The organism is Streptomyces sp. NPDC031210 (genome assembly GCF_055570395.1).
Window position 1 is genome coordinate 682,569 of record NZ_JBVIHH010000001.1, and the last position, 14,033, is coordinate 696,601.

At 72.6% G+C, this 14,033-nt stretch carries 15 protein-coding genes; 9 read left to right on the forward strand and 6 right to left on the reverse strand.

The window, feature by feature from the left end:
* Positions 1 to 14: 14 nt before the first annotated feature.
* The 3 genes from ACZ45Z_RS03165 to ACZ45Z_RS03175 all read right to left on the reverse strand — a co-directional run bounded on the left by ACZ45Z_RS03165 (position 15) and on the right by ACZ45Z_RS03175 (position 2,978).
* Entirely contained in the window at positions 15 to 692 is a 678-nt protein-coding gene (locus tag ACZ45Z_RS03165) for a class F sortase (RefSeq protein ID WP_468355130.1), read from the reverse strand.
* 456 nt (positions 693 to 1,148) lie between these two features.
* On the reverse strand, positions 1,149 to 1,835 hold the full coding sequence (locus ACZ45Z_RS03170) for a hypothetical protein (RefSeq protein WP_468355133.1): 687 nt from the start codon (positions 1,833 to 1,835) through the stop codon (positions 1,149 to 1,151).
* Positions 1,836 to 2,072: 237 nt separating this feature from the next.
* The gene (locus ACZ45Z_RS03175; protein ID WP_468355136.1) at positions 2,073 to 2,978 is read right to left on the reverse strand and encodes an SCO4651 family lipoprotein; all 906 of its coding nucleotides are present in this window, start codon (positions 2,976 to 2,978) and stop codon (positions 2,073 to 2,075) included.
* Positions 2,979 to 3,412: 434 nt separating this feature from the next.
* On the opposite strand from ACZ45Z_RS03175, the gene ACZ45Z_RS03180 reads away from it, so the two are divergent.
* The 3 genes from ACZ45Z_RS03180 to ACZ45Z_RS03190 all read left to right on the forward strand — a co-directional run bounded on the left by ACZ45Z_RS03180 (position 3,413) and on the right by ACZ45Z_RS03190 (position 5,499).
* Complete coding sequence (locus ACZ45Z_RS03180; RefSeq protein WP_468355139.1) at positions 3,413 to 4,270, forward strand: hypothetical protein; 858 nt, start codon at positions 3,413 to 3,415, stop codon at positions 4,268 to 4,270.
* Positions 4,271 to 4,397: 127 nt separating this feature from the next.
* Positions 4,398 to 5,144 carry a Clp protease N-terminal domain-containing protein gene (locus tag ACZ45Z_RS03185; RefSeq protein WP_468355142.1) on the forward strand — a complete coding sequence of 249 codons (747 nt, stop codon included), beginning with the start codon at positions 4,398 to 4,400 and terminating at the stop codon, positions 5,142 to 5,144.
* Positions 5,145 to 5,220: 76 nt separating this feature from the next.
* A complete protein-coding gene (locus tag ACZ45Z_RS03190) occupies positions 5,221 to 5,499 on the forward strand; it encodes a hypothetical protein (RefSeq protein ID WP_468355145.1) in 279 nt (92 codons plus the stop codon).
* Between the two features lie 17 nt (positions 5,500 to 5,516).
* On the opposite strand, the gene ACZ45Z_RS03195 is transcribed toward ACZ45Z_RS03190, so the two are convergent.
* Both ACZ45Z_RS03195 and ACZ45Z_RS03200 read right to left on the reverse strand, forming a co-directional pair.
* Positions 5,517 to 6,389 carry an undecaprenyl-diphosphate phosphatase gene (locus ACZ45Z_RS03195; protein ID WP_468355148.1) on the reverse strand — a complete coding sequence of 291 codons (873 nt, stop codon included), beginning with the start codon at positions 6,387 to 6,389 and terminating at the stop codon, positions 5,517 to 5,519.
* Between the two features lie 159 nt (positions 6,390 to 6,548).
* Complete coding sequence (locus ACZ45Z_RS03200; RefSeq protein ID WP_468355151.1) at positions 6,549 to 7,250, reverse strand: TVP38/TMEM64 family protein; 702 nt, start codon at positions 7,248 to 7,250, stop codon at positions 6,549 to 6,551.
* A gap of 127 nt (positions 7,251 to 7,377) precedes the next feature.
* Here ACZ45Z_RS03200 and ACZ45Z_RS03205 point away from each other — a divergent pair, with 127 nt between their 5' ends.
* The 4 genes from ACZ45Z_RS03205 to ACZ45Z_RS03220 all read left to right on the forward strand — a co-directional run bounded on the left by ACZ45Z_RS03205 (position 7,378) and on the right by ACZ45Z_RS03220 (position 10,777).
* On the forward strand, positions 7,378 to 7,548 hold the full coding sequence (locus ACZ45Z_RS03205) for a hypothetical protein (protein ID WP_468355154.1): 171 nt from the start codon (positions 7,378 to 7,380) through the stop codon (positions 7,546 to 7,548).
* Between the two features lie 109 nt (positions 7,549 to 7,657).
* Positions 7,658 to 8,830, forward strand: coding sequence for an elongation factor Tu (gene tuf / locus ACZ45Z_RS03210; protein WP_468355157.1), 1,173 nt, complete (start codon positions 7,658 to 7,660; stop codon positions 8,828 to 8,830).
* Between the two features lie 187 nt (positions 8,831 to 9,017).
* Positions 9,018 to 9,860 (forward strand): patatin-like phospholipase family protein, encoded by an 843-nt coding sequence (locus ACZ45Z_RS03215; protein WP_468355160.1) that lies wholly within the window; start codon positions 9,018 to 9,020, stop codon positions 9,858 to 9,860.
* Positions 9,861 to 9,922: 62 nt separating this feature from the next.
* On the forward strand, positions 9,923 to 10,777 hold the full coding sequence (locus ACZ45Z_RS03220) for a spermidine synthase (RefSeq protein WP_468355163.1): 855 nt from the start codon (positions 9,923 to 9,925) through the stop codon (positions 10,775 to 10,777).
* A 57-nt stretch (positions 10,778 to 10,834) separates the two neighbouring features.
* Here ACZ45Z_RS03220 and ACZ45Z_RS03225 read toward each other — a convergent pair whose 3' ends face one another.
* Entirely contained in the window at positions 10,835 to 12,202 is a 1,368-nt protein-coding gene (locus ACZ45Z_RS03225; RefSeq protein WP_468355166.1) for an MFS transporter, read from the reverse strand.
* A 288-nt stretch (positions 12,203 to 12,490) separates the two neighbouring features.
* Between ACZ45Z_RS03225 and ACZ45Z_RS03230 the strand changes: the two genes are divergently transcribed.
* Together ACZ45Z_RS03230 and ACZ45Z_RS03235 are read left to right on the forward strand one after the other, a co-directional pair.
* Positions 12,491 to 12,946, forward strand: coding sequence for a DUF4442 domain-containing protein (locus ACZ45Z_RS03230; RefSeq protein WP_468355169.1), 456 nt, complete (start codon positions 12,491 to 12,493; stop codon positions 12,944 to 12,946).
* Positions 12,947 to 13,205: 259 nt separating this feature from the next.
* On the forward strand, positions 13,206 to 13,859 hold the full coding sequence (locus ACZ45Z_RS03235; RefSeq protein WP_468355172.1) for a DedA family protein: 654 nt from the start codon (positions 13,206 to 13,208) through the stop codon (positions 13,857 to 13,859).
* Positions 13,860 to 14,033: the final 174 nt, after the last annotated feature.

A 14,033-nucleotide genomic window follows, 5' to 3' on the forward strand; every position in this document is an offset into this window, starting at 1 on the left:
TACGCCGGGCCGGGTCAGTGGGTCGAGACGAGGTGGGCGAACACCACCACGTTGTCGGTGTAGTCCTTCGCCTTGCGGTCGTAGGCGCCGCCGCAGGTGATCAGTCGCAGTTGCGCGGACGGGGTGTCGGCGTAGACCCGGTCGTTGGGGAAGTTCGCCTTGCTGAACGTCTCGACCGAGTCGACCTTGAACGTCGCGACGGTGCCGTCCTCGCGGGTGATCTCCACCTTGCTGCCCGGCTTCAGGAACCGGAGCTGGATGAACACGGCCGGGCCGTTCTTGGTGTCGACGTGCCCGGCGACGATGGAGGAGCCGCGCTCGCCGGGCGAGGCCCCGCCCTGGAACCAGCCGACGAGATTGTTGTCCGACGCGGGCGGCGGTTCGAGTTGGCCGGACGGGCTGATCGAGAGGGGCGTGAACGGCGCGTCGACGGCGATCTCCGGGATCGAGATCCGCCTCGGGGCCGAACGGGGGAGGGACGGCGTGGCGGGCCGGGCCGCGGCACGCGGGGTGGCCGAGGCGGGGTCGGGCTGTGCCGTGGAGTCATCGGAGGGCGAGAGGGAGTTGAAGACGAGGAGGGCGCCGAGCGCGACCGCGGCGGCCGGCCACATCAGGGCACGGCCGAGCGGACGGTGGGCGGGCGCCGTTCGGGGGGAAGGCTCTTGGGGCGGAGAAGGCTGCTGGGGTGGCATGGCGGGGTGCCTTTCGTGAGCCGGGCGCGAGAGCCGGATGCGCGAGGCGGGGTGCGCGAGGCGAGCGGGCCAGGCGGGCGGGCGAGCCGGATGCGGAGGGGCGGGTGCGGAGGGGGCGGGTGAGCCGGGTCCGGGACCTGTGCCGGGGGCGTGAGCCGTTGGGGGAGCCTGGTGAACGAGCGGCCGCCCAGGGACGGGGACCGGCGTGACCGCCCGGCCCCGCCCCCGGCACCGTCGTCTCGTGCCCGCCGCGGCCACTCCCCTGAGGGCGGTGGCCGCGTCAGCGCCGCGAAACGGGGGGCGCAGGCGAACCGAAGGGTGTGACGAGCCGAGGGGCGCGACGACCCGAACGGTGCGAGGCACCGAGAGGCGCGGCGAACCTGGTGGCACGGCGCATCTGGGGATCGCGGCGCACCGGCGGTTCGCGGCGCACCGGGCGCGGACGCGGCCGGGCGGTCAGGCCGCCGGGGCGCCGGCGGCCTTGCGGCGGCGCAGCAGGTACGCCCCGGTGCCTATCCCGCCGAGCATCAGCACCGAACCGGCGGCCACGGCGCTGCCGGACGCGCCCAGCGCACCGCCACCGGTGTGCATGCCGCCGTGCGGCTTACGGTTCTCCCGGGCCTTGTGCTGGTCCTTCCAGGACTTGTCCTGGCTGTTGTTCCAGTTGCCCTGCGAGTTGGTCTCGTTGGCGTCGCCGGCGTTCTCGTTCCGGGCGTTCTCGTCCCGGGCGTTTTCGTTCCCGGCATTCTCATCCGCGGTGTTCTCGTTCCCCGGGTTCTCGTTCCCCGGGTTCTCGTTCCCCGGGTTCTCGTTCCCCGGGTTCTCGTTCCGGGCGTTCTCGTTCCCCGTGTTTTCGTTCCGGGAGTCTTCCTTCCGGGCGTTCTCGTTCTCCTCCCAGTCGTCGGACGGGGCGGGGGAGAGGACGAGGGCGCCGCCACCGGTGTGGACACCGCCTTGCGGCTTATTGACGTCCGACTCGTCGTCGTGCTGGCTCTTGCCGGTCTTGTGGTGGCCGCCGCTGGTGGAAGAACCGTTGTCCGGGGTCCGTTCCTCCGCCGGGGACAGGGCATTCGCGGCGGGAGCCGAGATCGCGAGGACCGCGGTGACGGCGGCCGAGGCGAACAGGGTGCGGGCAGTGTGCATGGGGACATGTTCCTTTCGCCACCACCACGAAGGCCGACGGGTCATCGGCACACCGGATCGCAGTGGCAACGTGCCCACGGTCAGCCGGATCGCGGTTCCCCACCACCGGAGAGCGCCGCATTCGGGCGACCGCATGGGCCCTTTGGGTGGCTCATCGCCGACGAATCACCCATTGGGCGGCGCGCCCGTCCCCAGCGGCGCTCTCACGATGGGGTAGAGCGTGGCGTGGGCTACGCCTCAGAGTTCCGAACCGGCGCCGCGTCCCCGCCCCAGCCCCTTCAGCTTCTCCGCCAGGTCCATCGTGTCGGACGCCGGCGGCACCGGGACGCTGACCGGCTTGTTGATGTCGAGGAAGCGGATCGTCAGGTCGAGGGGGCCCTGCGTGGCCCGGGCGCGCTCACGGAACTTCACCATGCGGTGACGAGGGCCGACCCACATGTCGAGGGTCAGGGTGTTCACCCCGAGCCGCTTGAAGTTCTCGACCGCCCTCTTGTGGCGCTTGGCGGCCAACGGCCCCTTGGCCCTCGACTTCTTCAGGAGGTCGTCCACGCGGACGTCGCCGGCGTAGTGCGTCGTCCGTATGCCGTCGACGGTTTCCTCGCCGACCTTCTTGATGTCCTTGGACTGCGAGAGCAGTGCCGCCTGCGCCGCCGGATCCTGGTCGGCCTGTCGCCGCATCCCTCCGAACGCGCCCGCCCGGTCCGCCTTCTTGGCGTTGAACGGCAACTTCATCCAGTGCTTGCCCTGCATGGCGGCGGCCGCCTGCTCGCCGCCCCCGATGTAGAGGTTGCCCCCGACGAGCCGGATGGAGAACTCCCCTTCCCGCCGGCCCCCGGACGCTTTCATCCGCATGTCGATGGCGCGCGGACGGAGGCTGATGGCCACCTTGCCCTCGATGGTCCCCTGGCCGGGCACCTTGCCGTTGACGCGGTACGAGAGGGACGTGAGCTTGGAGCCCTTGTCCACCGCCTGGCGCACGGCCGCGACCGGCGCCGCGTTGAACTCCTGGCGCCCGGCCGATCCGGCCGGCGTTTTGGCGCCGGAGGACGTACAGGCCGCGGTGCCGCACAGGACCACACCGGTCAGCAGCGCACCCGTGACCCGGAACGCCGGACGGGAAACGGAACGCGAAGGATGAGTCATGGCCCCCCCATGAGCGGATGGAACAGGAAATCGAATCGGGTTGAGATGGATCGAGACAGTAACCCACGGCACTGACAGCCCGCACGGCGGATATGCGCGGGCGACGGGCAGGGGGAGGGGCCGGGAGGGCGAGGCGCGGTGACGGAGTGGCGGAGACGGAGTGCCGGGACGGATGGGACGGGTGCGAGAGGGGGCCAAACGGAGGGTGTCGGTCACACGATTGGCGGTATGAGCGAGTGTCGGTCGCGCCTCTCGGCCGTTTCGCCGGTCAGGTTGTTCCCCTCGGCATTCGCGCCTTCACTTCCAGCGTTTCGTGCCCTCGGGGCCGGGCGGAACGCCTGCGGAGCTATTGTCATTTGGTGGGCATATGCCTGCTTTGGGGTGCTTTGTCGCGTCGGAACGGGTCACCTCTGTGACTCGGGCGTTGTCTAGGTATGGAGCCGAGAGAGTTGTGGGACCGCAACGCCGTGCTGGCGGAAGCCTTTTGCCTGGGGGACGAGCGGGTGCGAGAGGCGCAGGCCAGGCTTGACGAGGCGCAGGCCGACCGGTCGCGGGTTTTGGCGGCGTTCGCGGTGACCGTGGGCAGTGCGGGCGCGGTGGCGGGTCTGTTCGGGCTCAACGAGCGGGAAGTACGGGTCGCCCGGCGCACGGTGGGCAAGGACGACGCCCGCGCCGTCGCCGAGGAATTGCTCGCCGCGGGAACCGGCAACATCTTCCGGGAGGCGGAACCCCCGGTCGCCGCCACCGACTTCTCCTCCGAGGCGACGCAGGGCGCCGGCCCCTCGGCACCTCCGGCCGGGCCCCGCGAGGCCGCCACGCCCCGGGAAACCTCCGGCGGCGGGCAGGAGCAGGCGTGGTCGCCGGCGATGGACGCGGTCCTTATCGGTAGCTGGCAGACGGGCGTGGACCTGCGCGAGCTGGCCGCCGAACTCGGCCTCGATCTGACCCGGTTGGTCGCCCGTGCGCAGCAACTCTCCTCCCAGGGACGGTTCCACGGCCCCTACGGAGAAACCCACGCCGGCCGCCACCGCCGGGGGTCCGGCGATATCCACGAGCCCGACTACACCATCCCCGCGCAGCAGACGGCGTCCTGGAACACCGCACCCCAGGCGCCCGCCATGGCGTCCGCCTGGTACCAGAGCCCGGCGTCGTCCGGAGACACCGTTCAGGACGTGACCGCCCTCGCCACCGACTGGGACAACGCACTCGCCACGTGGGGCTCCGTCACCTCCACCGAGGAAGGCCCCGCCGCCTCCCACCAGTCGTGCACCCAGTACCACTTGAGCTCCTGACGCGAGCGGCGAAGGCGGAGCGGCGAAAGGAGGGGCGGCGCGGGTGGCGAAGGCGGACCCCCTGCCGGCGTCGGTCAATCGTCAACTGAAGGTTGACGCGACCCATACGTCAACCTACGGTTGACGTATGGAGAATCCAGTTCCCGTGCGCATGACCAACCCTGTCCGGCTCGACGACCTGATCGAGGCCATCAAGAAGACCCACACCGACACCCTCGAACAACTCTCCGACGCGGTCCTCGCCGCGGATCACCTCGGCGATGTCGCCGACCACCTGATCGGTCACTTCGTCGACCAGGCGCGCCGCTCCGGGGCGTCCTGGACGGACATCGGCCGCAGTATGGGCGTCACCAAGCAGGCGGCGCAGAAGCGCTTCGTTCCCAAGGGGTCCGGCGCGGCGTCGGATCTCGATCCCAGCCAGGGATTCAGCCGGTTCACCGAGCGCGCGCGCAACGTGGTGATGGCCGGGCAGAACGAGGCCCGGGCGGCGGGTCATGCCGAGGTGGGACCCGAGCATCTGGCGCTGGGACTCCTCGGTGAGCCGGAGGGGGTCGGCGCGAAGGCCCTCGCGGCGCAGGGTGTGTCGCCGGATGCCGTACGGCAGGCCGTGGCCGCGGCGTTGCCCCCGGCGGCCGGTCCGGTGCCCGACCTCATTCCCTACGACGCGCGAGCGCGCAAGGTACTGGAGCTGACCTTCCGGGAAGCCCTGCGGCTCGGCCACAACTACGTCGGCACCGAGCACATCCTGCTCGCGCTGCTGGAGTCCGAAGCCGGCGCGGGCGTCCTGACCGGCCTCGGCATCGACAAGGCGGCCGCCGAAACGTACGTCGCGGAAGCGGTGGCCGCCCTCATCGCCGCGTACGAAAAGAAGTGACCCGACGGCCCTCCCATGGCTCCGGGGGATGCTGATAGGTGGCGTCCCCCGGAGCGCCCAGCAGTAGGCTCGGCGCATGCTGATCCGGTTACACCGGCCCTGGCGCGCCCGACTGGCGCTGACGGCCACGGCGCTGGCGCTGGTCGCGGCCGGCCTGACCCTGGTGTGGCGCGACGCGCCCGCCCCGTACCACCCGCCGCGCCCCTTGCCGCACCAGGGGCGCGGAATAGTGATGTACGCGACCACCCTCGACCGCGAGGACCCGCCCGCACCGGCCACTGTCGGAGGCGCGGTCATGCTGGCCCTGGCGCCGGTTCTCATGGGCGCGTCGCTGCTCATCCGGCGCCGGCCCTAGGGCCCAACGCCCGGTGCTCAGCCGCTCAGTTCCCCCGCGTGCGGGGTCAGGGTCCCGGCCGCGACCAGGGCGAACAGGGCGATGCCGAGGAGGATGCGGTAGATGACGAAGGGCATGAAGCTCTTGCTGGAGATGAACTTCATGAACCATGCGATCACGACGTATCCGACGACGAAGGCGATGACCGTGGCGAACACCGTGGGGCCCCAGGCGACATGGCCCTTGCCCGCGTCCTTCAGTTCGTAGACGCCGGAGGCCAGCACGGCCGGGATGGCGAGGAGGAAGGAGTAGCGGGCCGCGGACTCGCGGGTGTAGCCCATCAGCAGGCCGCCGCTGATCGTCGCGCCGGAGCGGGATACGCCCGGAATGAGTGCCATGGCCTGGCAGACGCCGAACAGCAGGCCGTCCTTGACGTTGAGCTCGTCGAGGGATTTGCGCTGCTTGACGGCGCGGTGCCGGCCGCCGGCCTCGTCGCGGGCGGCCAGCCGGTCGGCGATGCCCAGGACGACGCCCATCACTATCAGGGTGGTGGCGATCAGCCGCAGGTCGCGGAACGGGCCCTCGATGGAGTCCTTGAGCGTGATGCCGAGCACGCCGATCGGCAGGGAGCCGACGATCACCAGCCAGCCCATCTGGGCGTCGTGGTCGCTCCGCAGCTCCCGGTTGGTGAGTGACCTGGCCCACGTCGAGATGATCCGCCCGATGTCCTTGCGGAAGTAGATGATGACGGCGGCTTCGGTGCCGATCTGGGTGATCGCGGTGAAGGCCGCCCCCGGGTCCTGCCAACCGGCGAACGCCGCCGTCAGGCGGAGGTGCGCACTGGAGGAGATGGGCAGGAACTCGGTCAACCCTTGGACGAGTCCGAGGACGAAAGATTCAAACCAAGTCATGGAAAGTACGCTATCCAAGGGTGATCAAGCGCTTACCGGCGCGGGCGGGGACAAAGCGGACGGTGGCGGCGGATATGGATGATCGGCCGACGGAGGGCAGCGTAACGCCCGGAGATGTCCGGCCGGCCAAGGGCCCTGGCGCCCTGGTGCCCCCGGCGTTCAGCGCTCGCGCGCCGAGACCCGCCTGCGCCAGGCCAGAGCCGGCGCGCCCAGGCCGCTGACCACCAGGAAGCCCACCGCGAGCAGGAACACCGGCGAGGTGGGCATCGAGGCCCGCGCTCCCGCGACGGCGTACGCCACGGTGTTGGGGACGCTTCCGAGCGCCGTGGCGAGCAGGAAGTCGCGCCAGCGCATCCGGGAGACCGCGGCGCAGTAGTTCGTGGCGCAGAAGGGCAGGCCCGGCAAGAGGCGGAGGGCCAGCATCGAGCGGAAGCCGTGTTCGCTCAACTGCCGGTCGGCCGCGGCCGGCCAGCGGCCGCGCAGCAGCGGGCGCAGCGCGTCCTGGCCGAGCAGCCGGCCCAGCCCGAAGGCCAGCCCGGCGCCCAGCACCGTACCGGCGAGCGCCGATACGGCCCCGGCCTGACTGCCGAAGAGGGCACCGGCGGCGAGGTTGAGGACCGGGCGCGGTACGAAGGCGGTGGTACACACGCCGTACGCCAGGGCGAAGACCACAACGGAGGTCGAGCCGGACAACTGCGGAGGCCAGCCGTCGGTCAGGAGGCGCTGTGGTCGCCACAGCAGCATCGCGGTCGCCGCGCAGGCGAGCAGGAGGAGCAGCGCGGCCAGCCGGAACCAGGGGGAGACCGCCACACGCGTGGGGCGCGCGACTATTCCGTCGGGCGTCGCGGCGGGGTCGGGCATCCCGGGAGCGTAACTCACCGGCGGGGCGGGGCCGTCCGTCACGCCAGGGCGCCAGGCGGGGCCGTCCGTCGCGCCGGCGCGCGTAAATCGTTCGACGCCGCGGCTCCCGCCCGGCACCATGGGGCGCATGTTCCGGCACGCCTTCCTTCAGCTCCCGTCCGCGGTCGCGGACGCGCCGAAGGCTGCCGTCTCCCTCTTCGCGGCCCTCGCCGCGGCGCACTGCGCTGCCGCGGCCGCCGCGGCAGCCGGCACCCCGGCCGCCGCCGCGGTCGCGGCCGCCGACGGCGCCCGAAGCTGACCCTCTCCGGATCGTCCGGCGGACCCCGCAGGGGGAGGGTCGGTCCGGTCCGGGGGTCCCCACGGCGCCAAGTCGCCGTTCTCACCGCATTGTCGCGAGGAAGAACACCATGCCCAAGACGGCATACGTGCGCACCAAGCCGCACCTGAACATCGGCACCATGGGCCACGTCGACCACGGCAAGACCACCCTGACCGCCGCCATCACCAAGGTCCTCAGCGACCGCGGCAGCGGAACGTTCGTGCCCTTCGACCGGATCGACCGGGCCCCCGAGGAGGCGGCCCGCGGCATCACCATCAACATCTCGCACGTCGAGTACGAGACCGGTACCCGCCACTACGCCCACGTCGACATGCCCGGCCACGCCGACTTCATCAAGAACATGGTCACCGGCGCGGCACAGCTCGACGGCGCGATCCTCGTCGTCTCCGCGCTCGACGGGATCATGCCGCAGACCGCCGAGCACGTGGTGCTCGCCAAGCAGGTCGGCGTACGCCACATCGTCGTCGCCCTCAACAAGGCCGACGCCGGCGACCCGGAGCTGACCGACCTGGTGGAGCTGGAGGTGCGCGAGCTGCTGTCCGCCCACGGCTACGACGGGGAGCACGTGCCCGTCGTACGGGTCTCCGGACTGCGCGCCCTGGAGGGCGACCCGCGCTGGACCGGGGCGATCGACGCGCTGCTGGACGCCGTGGACACCTACGTCCCGATGCCCGAGCGGTACGTCGACGCGCCGTTCCTCCTGCCGGTGGAGAACGTGCTGACGATCACCGGGCGCGGCACGGTCGTCACCGGCGCCGTCGAGCGCGGCACGGTGCGGGTCGGCGACCGGGTGGCGGTGCTGGGTGCGGAGACCGAGACGACGGTCACCGGCCTGGAGACGTTCGGCAAGCCGATGGAGTCGGCGGAGGCCGGGGACAACGTCGCGCTGCTGCTGCGCGGGCTGCACCGCGACCAGGTGCGGCGCGGCCACGTCGTCGCCGCGCCGGGCAGCGTCACGCCGCGGCGCCGCTTCACCGCCGAGGTATACGTGCTGTCCACCGAGGAGGGCGGCCGCCGCACGCCGCTGTCCACCGGCTACCGCCCGCAGTTCTACCTCCGCACCGCGGACGTGGTCGGTGACCTCGACCTCGGCGAGCGGGCCGTCGCGCGCCCCGGCGAGACGGTGACCGTCTCGGTCGAACTGGGCCGGGACGTGCCGCTGGAGATCGGCCTCGGCTTCGCCATCCGCGAAGGCGGCAGGACCGTCGGCGCGGGCACCGTGCGGACCGTGGAGGAATGAGGCGACGGCGCCCGCCGTGCTGACGGGCGCCACCGCGTCCCGCACCTGTGTCCGGGTGCGGGGCGCGGCCCGCGCTGTCCATCGGGGCGGACGGGTGCGAGACTGCTGGCCCCGGGCCGCCGGCCGGTCCGGAACAACCGCGTGTCAGGGCGGGCGGACGGGGGAGGGACGAGCGAGGAGACATCGCATGGCGGGTACGGCATTGGTTCTCGGCGGTGGCGGCGTCACCGGAATCGGCTGGGAGATCGGCATGCTCACCGCCCTCGCCGAGGCGGGCGTCGACCTCGCCGCCGCCGATGTCGTCATCGGCACCTCCGCCGGCTCCATCGTCGGTGCCCACCTGACGACGGAAGTCTTCACGCTGGAGCAGATGTACGCGCGCCAACTGGCCGCGCCCGAGGGCCGGTCGGCCGCCCGGATGGGTCCGGCCGCGATGGCACGGTTCGCGGGCATCGCACTGCGCTCGCGCAGCGTGGCGTCGTTCGGCGCGCGGATGGGGCGGCTCGCGCTGGCCGCCCGTACCGTCCCGGAGGCCGAGCAGCGCGCGGTGATCGCCCGGACCCTGACCGTCACCGACTGGCCCGCGCGCCGGCTGATGATCACGGCGGTGGACGCGGCGACGGGGGAGCGGACCGCCTTCGACGACACGAGCGGGGTGCCGCTGATCGACGCCGTGACCGCGAGCTGCGCGGTCCCCGGCGTCTATCCGCCGGTCACCATCGGCGTGAAGCGGTGGATAGACGGCGGTGTGTACTCGAGCGCCAACGCCGACCTGGCCGCCGGGTACGCCCGGGTGGTGGTCATCGCGCCGCTCGCGGTCAGCGGCGGGCCGATCGCCGGACCGCGCTCCCAGGGGGCGGCGCTGGCGCGGCAGGGCGCCCGCGTCTGCGTGGTCACCCCCGACCGCGAGGCCCGGGCGGCGTTCGGCCGCAATGTGCTGGATCCGGCCAGACGTGCCGACGCGGCCCGCGCGGGATACCGGCAGGCGGCCGCCCACGCCGAGGAGATCCGGCGGGTCTGGGAGGACTGACGCGGGCACCGCGAGTTCGTGACGGGCACAGCAGCTCGGTGCCCGACCGGCACAATAGGACGGTGGACGAAGCACCTGAACCGATACCCGTCACCCGGGACGTGGACCACGGCACCGCCAAGCTGATGCCGGACGTCGACCGGCCCCGGGCGTGGCTGCTGACGGTGGACGGTGCGCCCCAGTCGTACGTCGACCTCGACGCGCCCACGCACCTGGAATTCGAGTACGTGCGCAGACTCGCCCACGTCCTGGACGAGGCCGCGGCACCTGGACGGCCGCTCGACGCGCTCCACCTGGGCGGCGGCGCCCTGACCCTGCCGCGCTACCTCGCCGCGACCCGCCCGCACTCCCGCCAGGACGTCGTCGACGCCGACCGCGCCCTCCTCGCCCTCGTGGCCGGACACCTGCCGCTGCCCCCCGGCTCCGGAATCACGACGCGGGCCGAGGACGCCCGTACGGCGCTGGAGGCGGCGCCCGAGGACAGCGCGGACGTGATCGTGGCGGACGTCTTCGGCGGCTCGCGGGTGCCGGCGCACCTCACCTCCGTCGAGTACGCCCGTGCCGCCGCCCGGGTGCTGCGGCCGCACGGTGTCTACGCCGCGAACCTCGCCGACAGCGCGCCGTTCGCCTTCCTCCGCGGCCAACTCGCCAACTTCGCCACGGTCTTCGACCACCTGGCGCTGATCGCCGAACCGTCGGTCCTGCGCGGTCGGCGCTTCGGCAACGCCGTCCTCGTCGCCTCCCGCGCCGAGCTTCCCCTGGCCGCCCTGGCCCGCCGGGCGGCCGGCGACGCCTTCCCGGCCCGCGTCGAGCACGGCGCGGCCCTCCGGCGGTTGATCGCCGGGGCCGCTCCCGTACGGGACGCGGACGCGGTGGCGTCACCGGTGCCGCCGGACGGCGCGTTCAGCATCGGCTGACGGGAGTGGGGCGGGTGGGCGTCGGCCGGAGGAGGAACGGGGCGGGGCCCGGCGCCGTCAGGTGGTGGCCTTGGGTGGACGCGTCGCCTGCCCGGGAACCGCCTGCTCCGGAACAGCCCGCTCCGTGACCGCCCGTTCCGTGGCCGCCTGTCTCGGAACCTCCCGCTCCGGAACCGCCTGCCCCCTGGCCTCGATTCCCGGGCTCCGCTGCCCGGCCGTGCGCCGCGTCAGGTCGCGGACGCCGGGCACGCACAGCACCGCCGTCGTGAGCACCACCACCAGCGCGGAGCAGCACCAGAGCGCCGCCGTCCGCCCGATGAGGTCCTGGACGGGGCCGGCCAGCGCGGTGGCCACCGGGACGAACGCCAGCGAGCCGAGCCAGTCGTAAGAGGAGACCCGGGAGAACTTCTCCTCGGGGATCTCCTGGTGCAAGGCCGTCATCCACGTCACCGAGAACACCTCGACCGAGATGCCGGTGCCGAACATGACCGCGGTGAGTCCCGCGGCCGGCAGCGGCACGGCCAGCGCCGCGCTGGGCAGGGCCAGCGGGAAGACGCACAGGACACCGGTCAGCAGCATCCGGTGCGGGGTGAGGCGGGTCATCAGCAGCGCACCGACCACCGTCCCCGCGCCGAACGCGCCGAGCGCCAGCCCCCAGGGGCCCGCGCCCCCCAGCCGCTCGTCCGCCACCAGCGGCCCGTAGACCGCCTCGGCCGCCACGATGACCGCGTTGACCAGCGAGAACTGTGCCACCACGGCCCACAGCCAGGGCCGGGAGGCCACCTCGCGCCAACCGTCGCGCAGATCGCGCAGCATCCCGCCGCCGGGCGCGCGCTCGGGCACACCGCTGACATCGAGGAACGCCCGCAGCACCGCCGCGAGAGCGAACGCGGCGGCGTCGACCGCCAGTACCCAGCCGGGGCCGACCGCGGCGACCAGGGCGCCGCCGAGCGCCGCGCCGCCGATGTTCGCGCCGTTCACGCCCATCCGGAAGACGGCGAAGGCGCGGCCGGAATGCTCACCGGAGACGCTGGCGAGCACCATCCCCTCGGAGGCCGGGGCGAAGAACGCCTGGCCGGTGCCGCCGAGCGCGGCGAGCAGCGCCATCTGCCACAGCCGCGCCTCACCGGTCAGGACGAGCACGGCGAACAGGCCCTGGGAGACGCAGTTGAGGGTGTTCGCGGCGACCATGACGTGGTGCCGGGGGAGCCGGTCGGCGAGCGCACCGCCGATCAGCAGGAAAAGGACCAGCGGAACGGTGCGGGCGGTGGCGACCAGCCCGACATCGGTGGCGGAGCCGCCGGACCCGAGGACGGCGAAGGCGGCGGCGATGAGCGCGCCGGAGTGGCCGAGATTGGAGATCACCGTGGCGCCGGTGAGGAGGAGGTAGTTGCGCCCCGCCCAGGTGGGGCGGGCTCTCAGCAAGACCGCACCGGCGCCGGAGCGGGCCGGGGCGCGGGGGCGGCCGGCGGGCGCGGTGCGCGCCGTGCCGGATACGGAATTCGCTGGTCCGCTGGGCGGTGCTGGGGTCCTGGCCACATGGACGTCCACGCTACGGGCGGCGCGGCGTCCGGGGCACTGGTACGACGCGTGCGACGCCGTCCGCGTCGGGAGGAGCTGCGGTATGTCGGGAGGGGCTGCGGTATACGGACAGGGGCTTCAGAAGGCGCCGGGGGCTTCCGCTCCCAAGCTACCGATAGGTAACATGTCGCCATGTCCTCCGAGACCCTGCCGTCGATCGGCGAAATGATGTCGGCGTCCGTGCCGATGGTCCGCACGCTCAACCTGGAGTTCGGCGAGACCACCGCCGAGCGTGCCGTGGTGCGCATGCCCGACCAGCCCGCCTTCCACAACCACGTCGGCGGACCGCACGCCGGCGCGATGTTCACCCTCGCCGAGTCGGCGAGCGGAGCGATCGTGATGACGGCCTTCGGCGACCAGCTCGGGCGCGCGGTGCCGCTGGCCGTCCGTGCCGAGATCGGCTACGCCAAGCTCGCCATGGGAGCGGTCACCGCCACCGCGGAGCTGGGCCGCCCGGTGGCCGAGGTGGTCGCCGACCTGGACGCGGGTGAGCGCCCGGAGTTCCCGGTGAAGGTCGCGATCACCCGCGAGGACGGCGCCGTCACTGGCGAGATGACCATTGTGTGGACGCTGCGTCCCAACAAGTGAGAGCGGGCCGGTGCGGCCGGTCCGCTGCACCGGTCCGGTGAGAATCGCACCGGCCCGTGGGGGAGGGGCCCGGCCGTAGCCGTCGCGAGCGGTCGGCCGGGTGTCGCTCCGCGCTGCGTGAAAGGGGTGGCCCCGCGAGCCGATCGAGTACGCTTCCGAGACGCCCTGAGCGGCGTGTCAGCGTATCGACCGGCACCGGTGTCACCGGCGGGCCGGGCAACGGCCCACGGGGGCCCCACATCATGCGGAGGAAGCGGCGTTGCACATCCAGGAGTGGCTCGAGTCCGTACCGGCCGTGAGCGTCTACCTCCTGGTGGGGGTGGTCATCGGACTGGAAAGCCTGGGCATTCCGCTGCCCGGCGAGATCGTCCTCGTCAGCGCGGCGATTCTCGCCGCGACCCAGGACCACATCGACCCGGTCGTGCTGGGCGCCTGCGCGTCCGGCGGAGCGATCATCGGTGACTCCATCGGGTATGTGATCGGACGCAAGGGGGGCCAGCCGCTGCTCGCCTGGGCCGGCCGGAGGTTCCCCAAGCATTTCGGCCCCGACCATGTCGCCATGGCCGAGTCGAAGTTCGACAAGTGGGGCATGTGGGCCGTCTTCTTCGGCCGCTTCATCGCCCTGCTGCGCATCTTCGCCGGCCCGCTCGCCGGCGTCCTGAAGATGCCGTACTGGAAGTTCCTGATCGCCAACGTCCTGGGCGGCATCATCTGGGCCGGCGGCACCACGGCCCTCATCTACAGCGTCGGCATCGTCGCCGAGTCGTGGCTCAAGCGGTTCCAGTGGCTCGGCCTGGTCGCCGCCCTGCTGTTCGGCGTCGGTTCCTTCCTCATCATGAAGCGCCGCGCGCAGAAGGCGGCCGCCGCACGTGAGGCGGAAGCCGAGACGCCGGTCGCCGCGACGATCGACTGACGAGCTCGGCGGAGACGCCGCGGCCCCGACGCCCACCGGCTCGCGGCCCGGCACCGACACCGGCACCGGGGGGGGGGGGGGGGGGGGGGGGGGGGGGGGGGGTGTGTTTGGGGGGGGGGGGGGAAGGGAAAACAAACCACCCCCCCTTCCCGGTCGTTCTCACCTGCCCCGACC

Coding starts and splice junctions, on each gene's coding strand:
- ACZ45Z_RS03180 (WP_468355139.1), top strand. CDS start 3,413: ATGGAGCCGAGAGAGTTGTGGGACCGCAACGCCGTGCTGGCGGAAGCC.
- tuf (WP_468355157.1), top strand. CDS start 7,658: ATGCCCAAGACGGCATACGTGCGCACCAAGCCGCACCTGAACATCGGC.
- ACZ45Z_RS03215 (WP_468355160.1), top strand. CDS start 9,018: ATGGCGGGTACGGCATTGGTTCTCGGCGGTGGCGGCGTCACCGGAATC.
- ACZ45Z_RS03170 (WP_468355133.1), bottom strand. CDS start 1,835: ATGCACACTGCCCGCACCCTGTTCGCCTCGGCCGCCGTCACCGCGGTC.
- ACZ45Z_RS03185 (WP_468355142.1), top strand. CDS start 4,398: ATGGAGAATCCAGTTCCCGTGCGCATGACCAACCCTGTCCGGCTCGAC.
- ACZ45Z_RS03190 (WP_468355145.1), top strand. CDS start 5,221: ATGCTGATCCGGTTACACCGGCCCTGGCGCGCCCGACTGGCGCTGACG.
- ACZ45Z_RS03205 (WP_468355154.1), top strand. CDS start 7,378: ATGTTCCGGCACGCCTTCCTTCAGCTCCCGTCCGCGGTCGCGGACGCG.
- ACZ45Z_RS03175 (WP_468355136.1), bottom strand. CDS start 2,978: ATGACTCATCCTTCGCGTTCCGTTTCCCGTCCGGCGTTCCGGGTCACG.
- ACZ45Z_RS03165 (WP_468355130.1), bottom strand. CDS start 692: ATGCCACCCCAGCAGCCTTCTCCGCCCCAAGAGCCTTCCCCCCGAACG.
- ACZ45Z_RS03230 (WP_468355169.1), top strand. CDS start 12,491: ATGTCCTCCGAGACCCTGCCGTCGATCGGCGAAATGATGTCGGCGTCC.
- ACZ45Z_RS03200 (WP_468355151.1), bottom strand. CDS start 7,250: ATGCCCGACCCCGCCGCGACGCCCGACGGAATAGTCGCGCGCCCCACG.
- ACZ45Z_RS03195 (WP_468355148.1), bottom strand. CDS start 6,389: ATGACTTGGTTTGAATCTTTCGTCCTCGGACTCGTCCAAGGGTTGACC.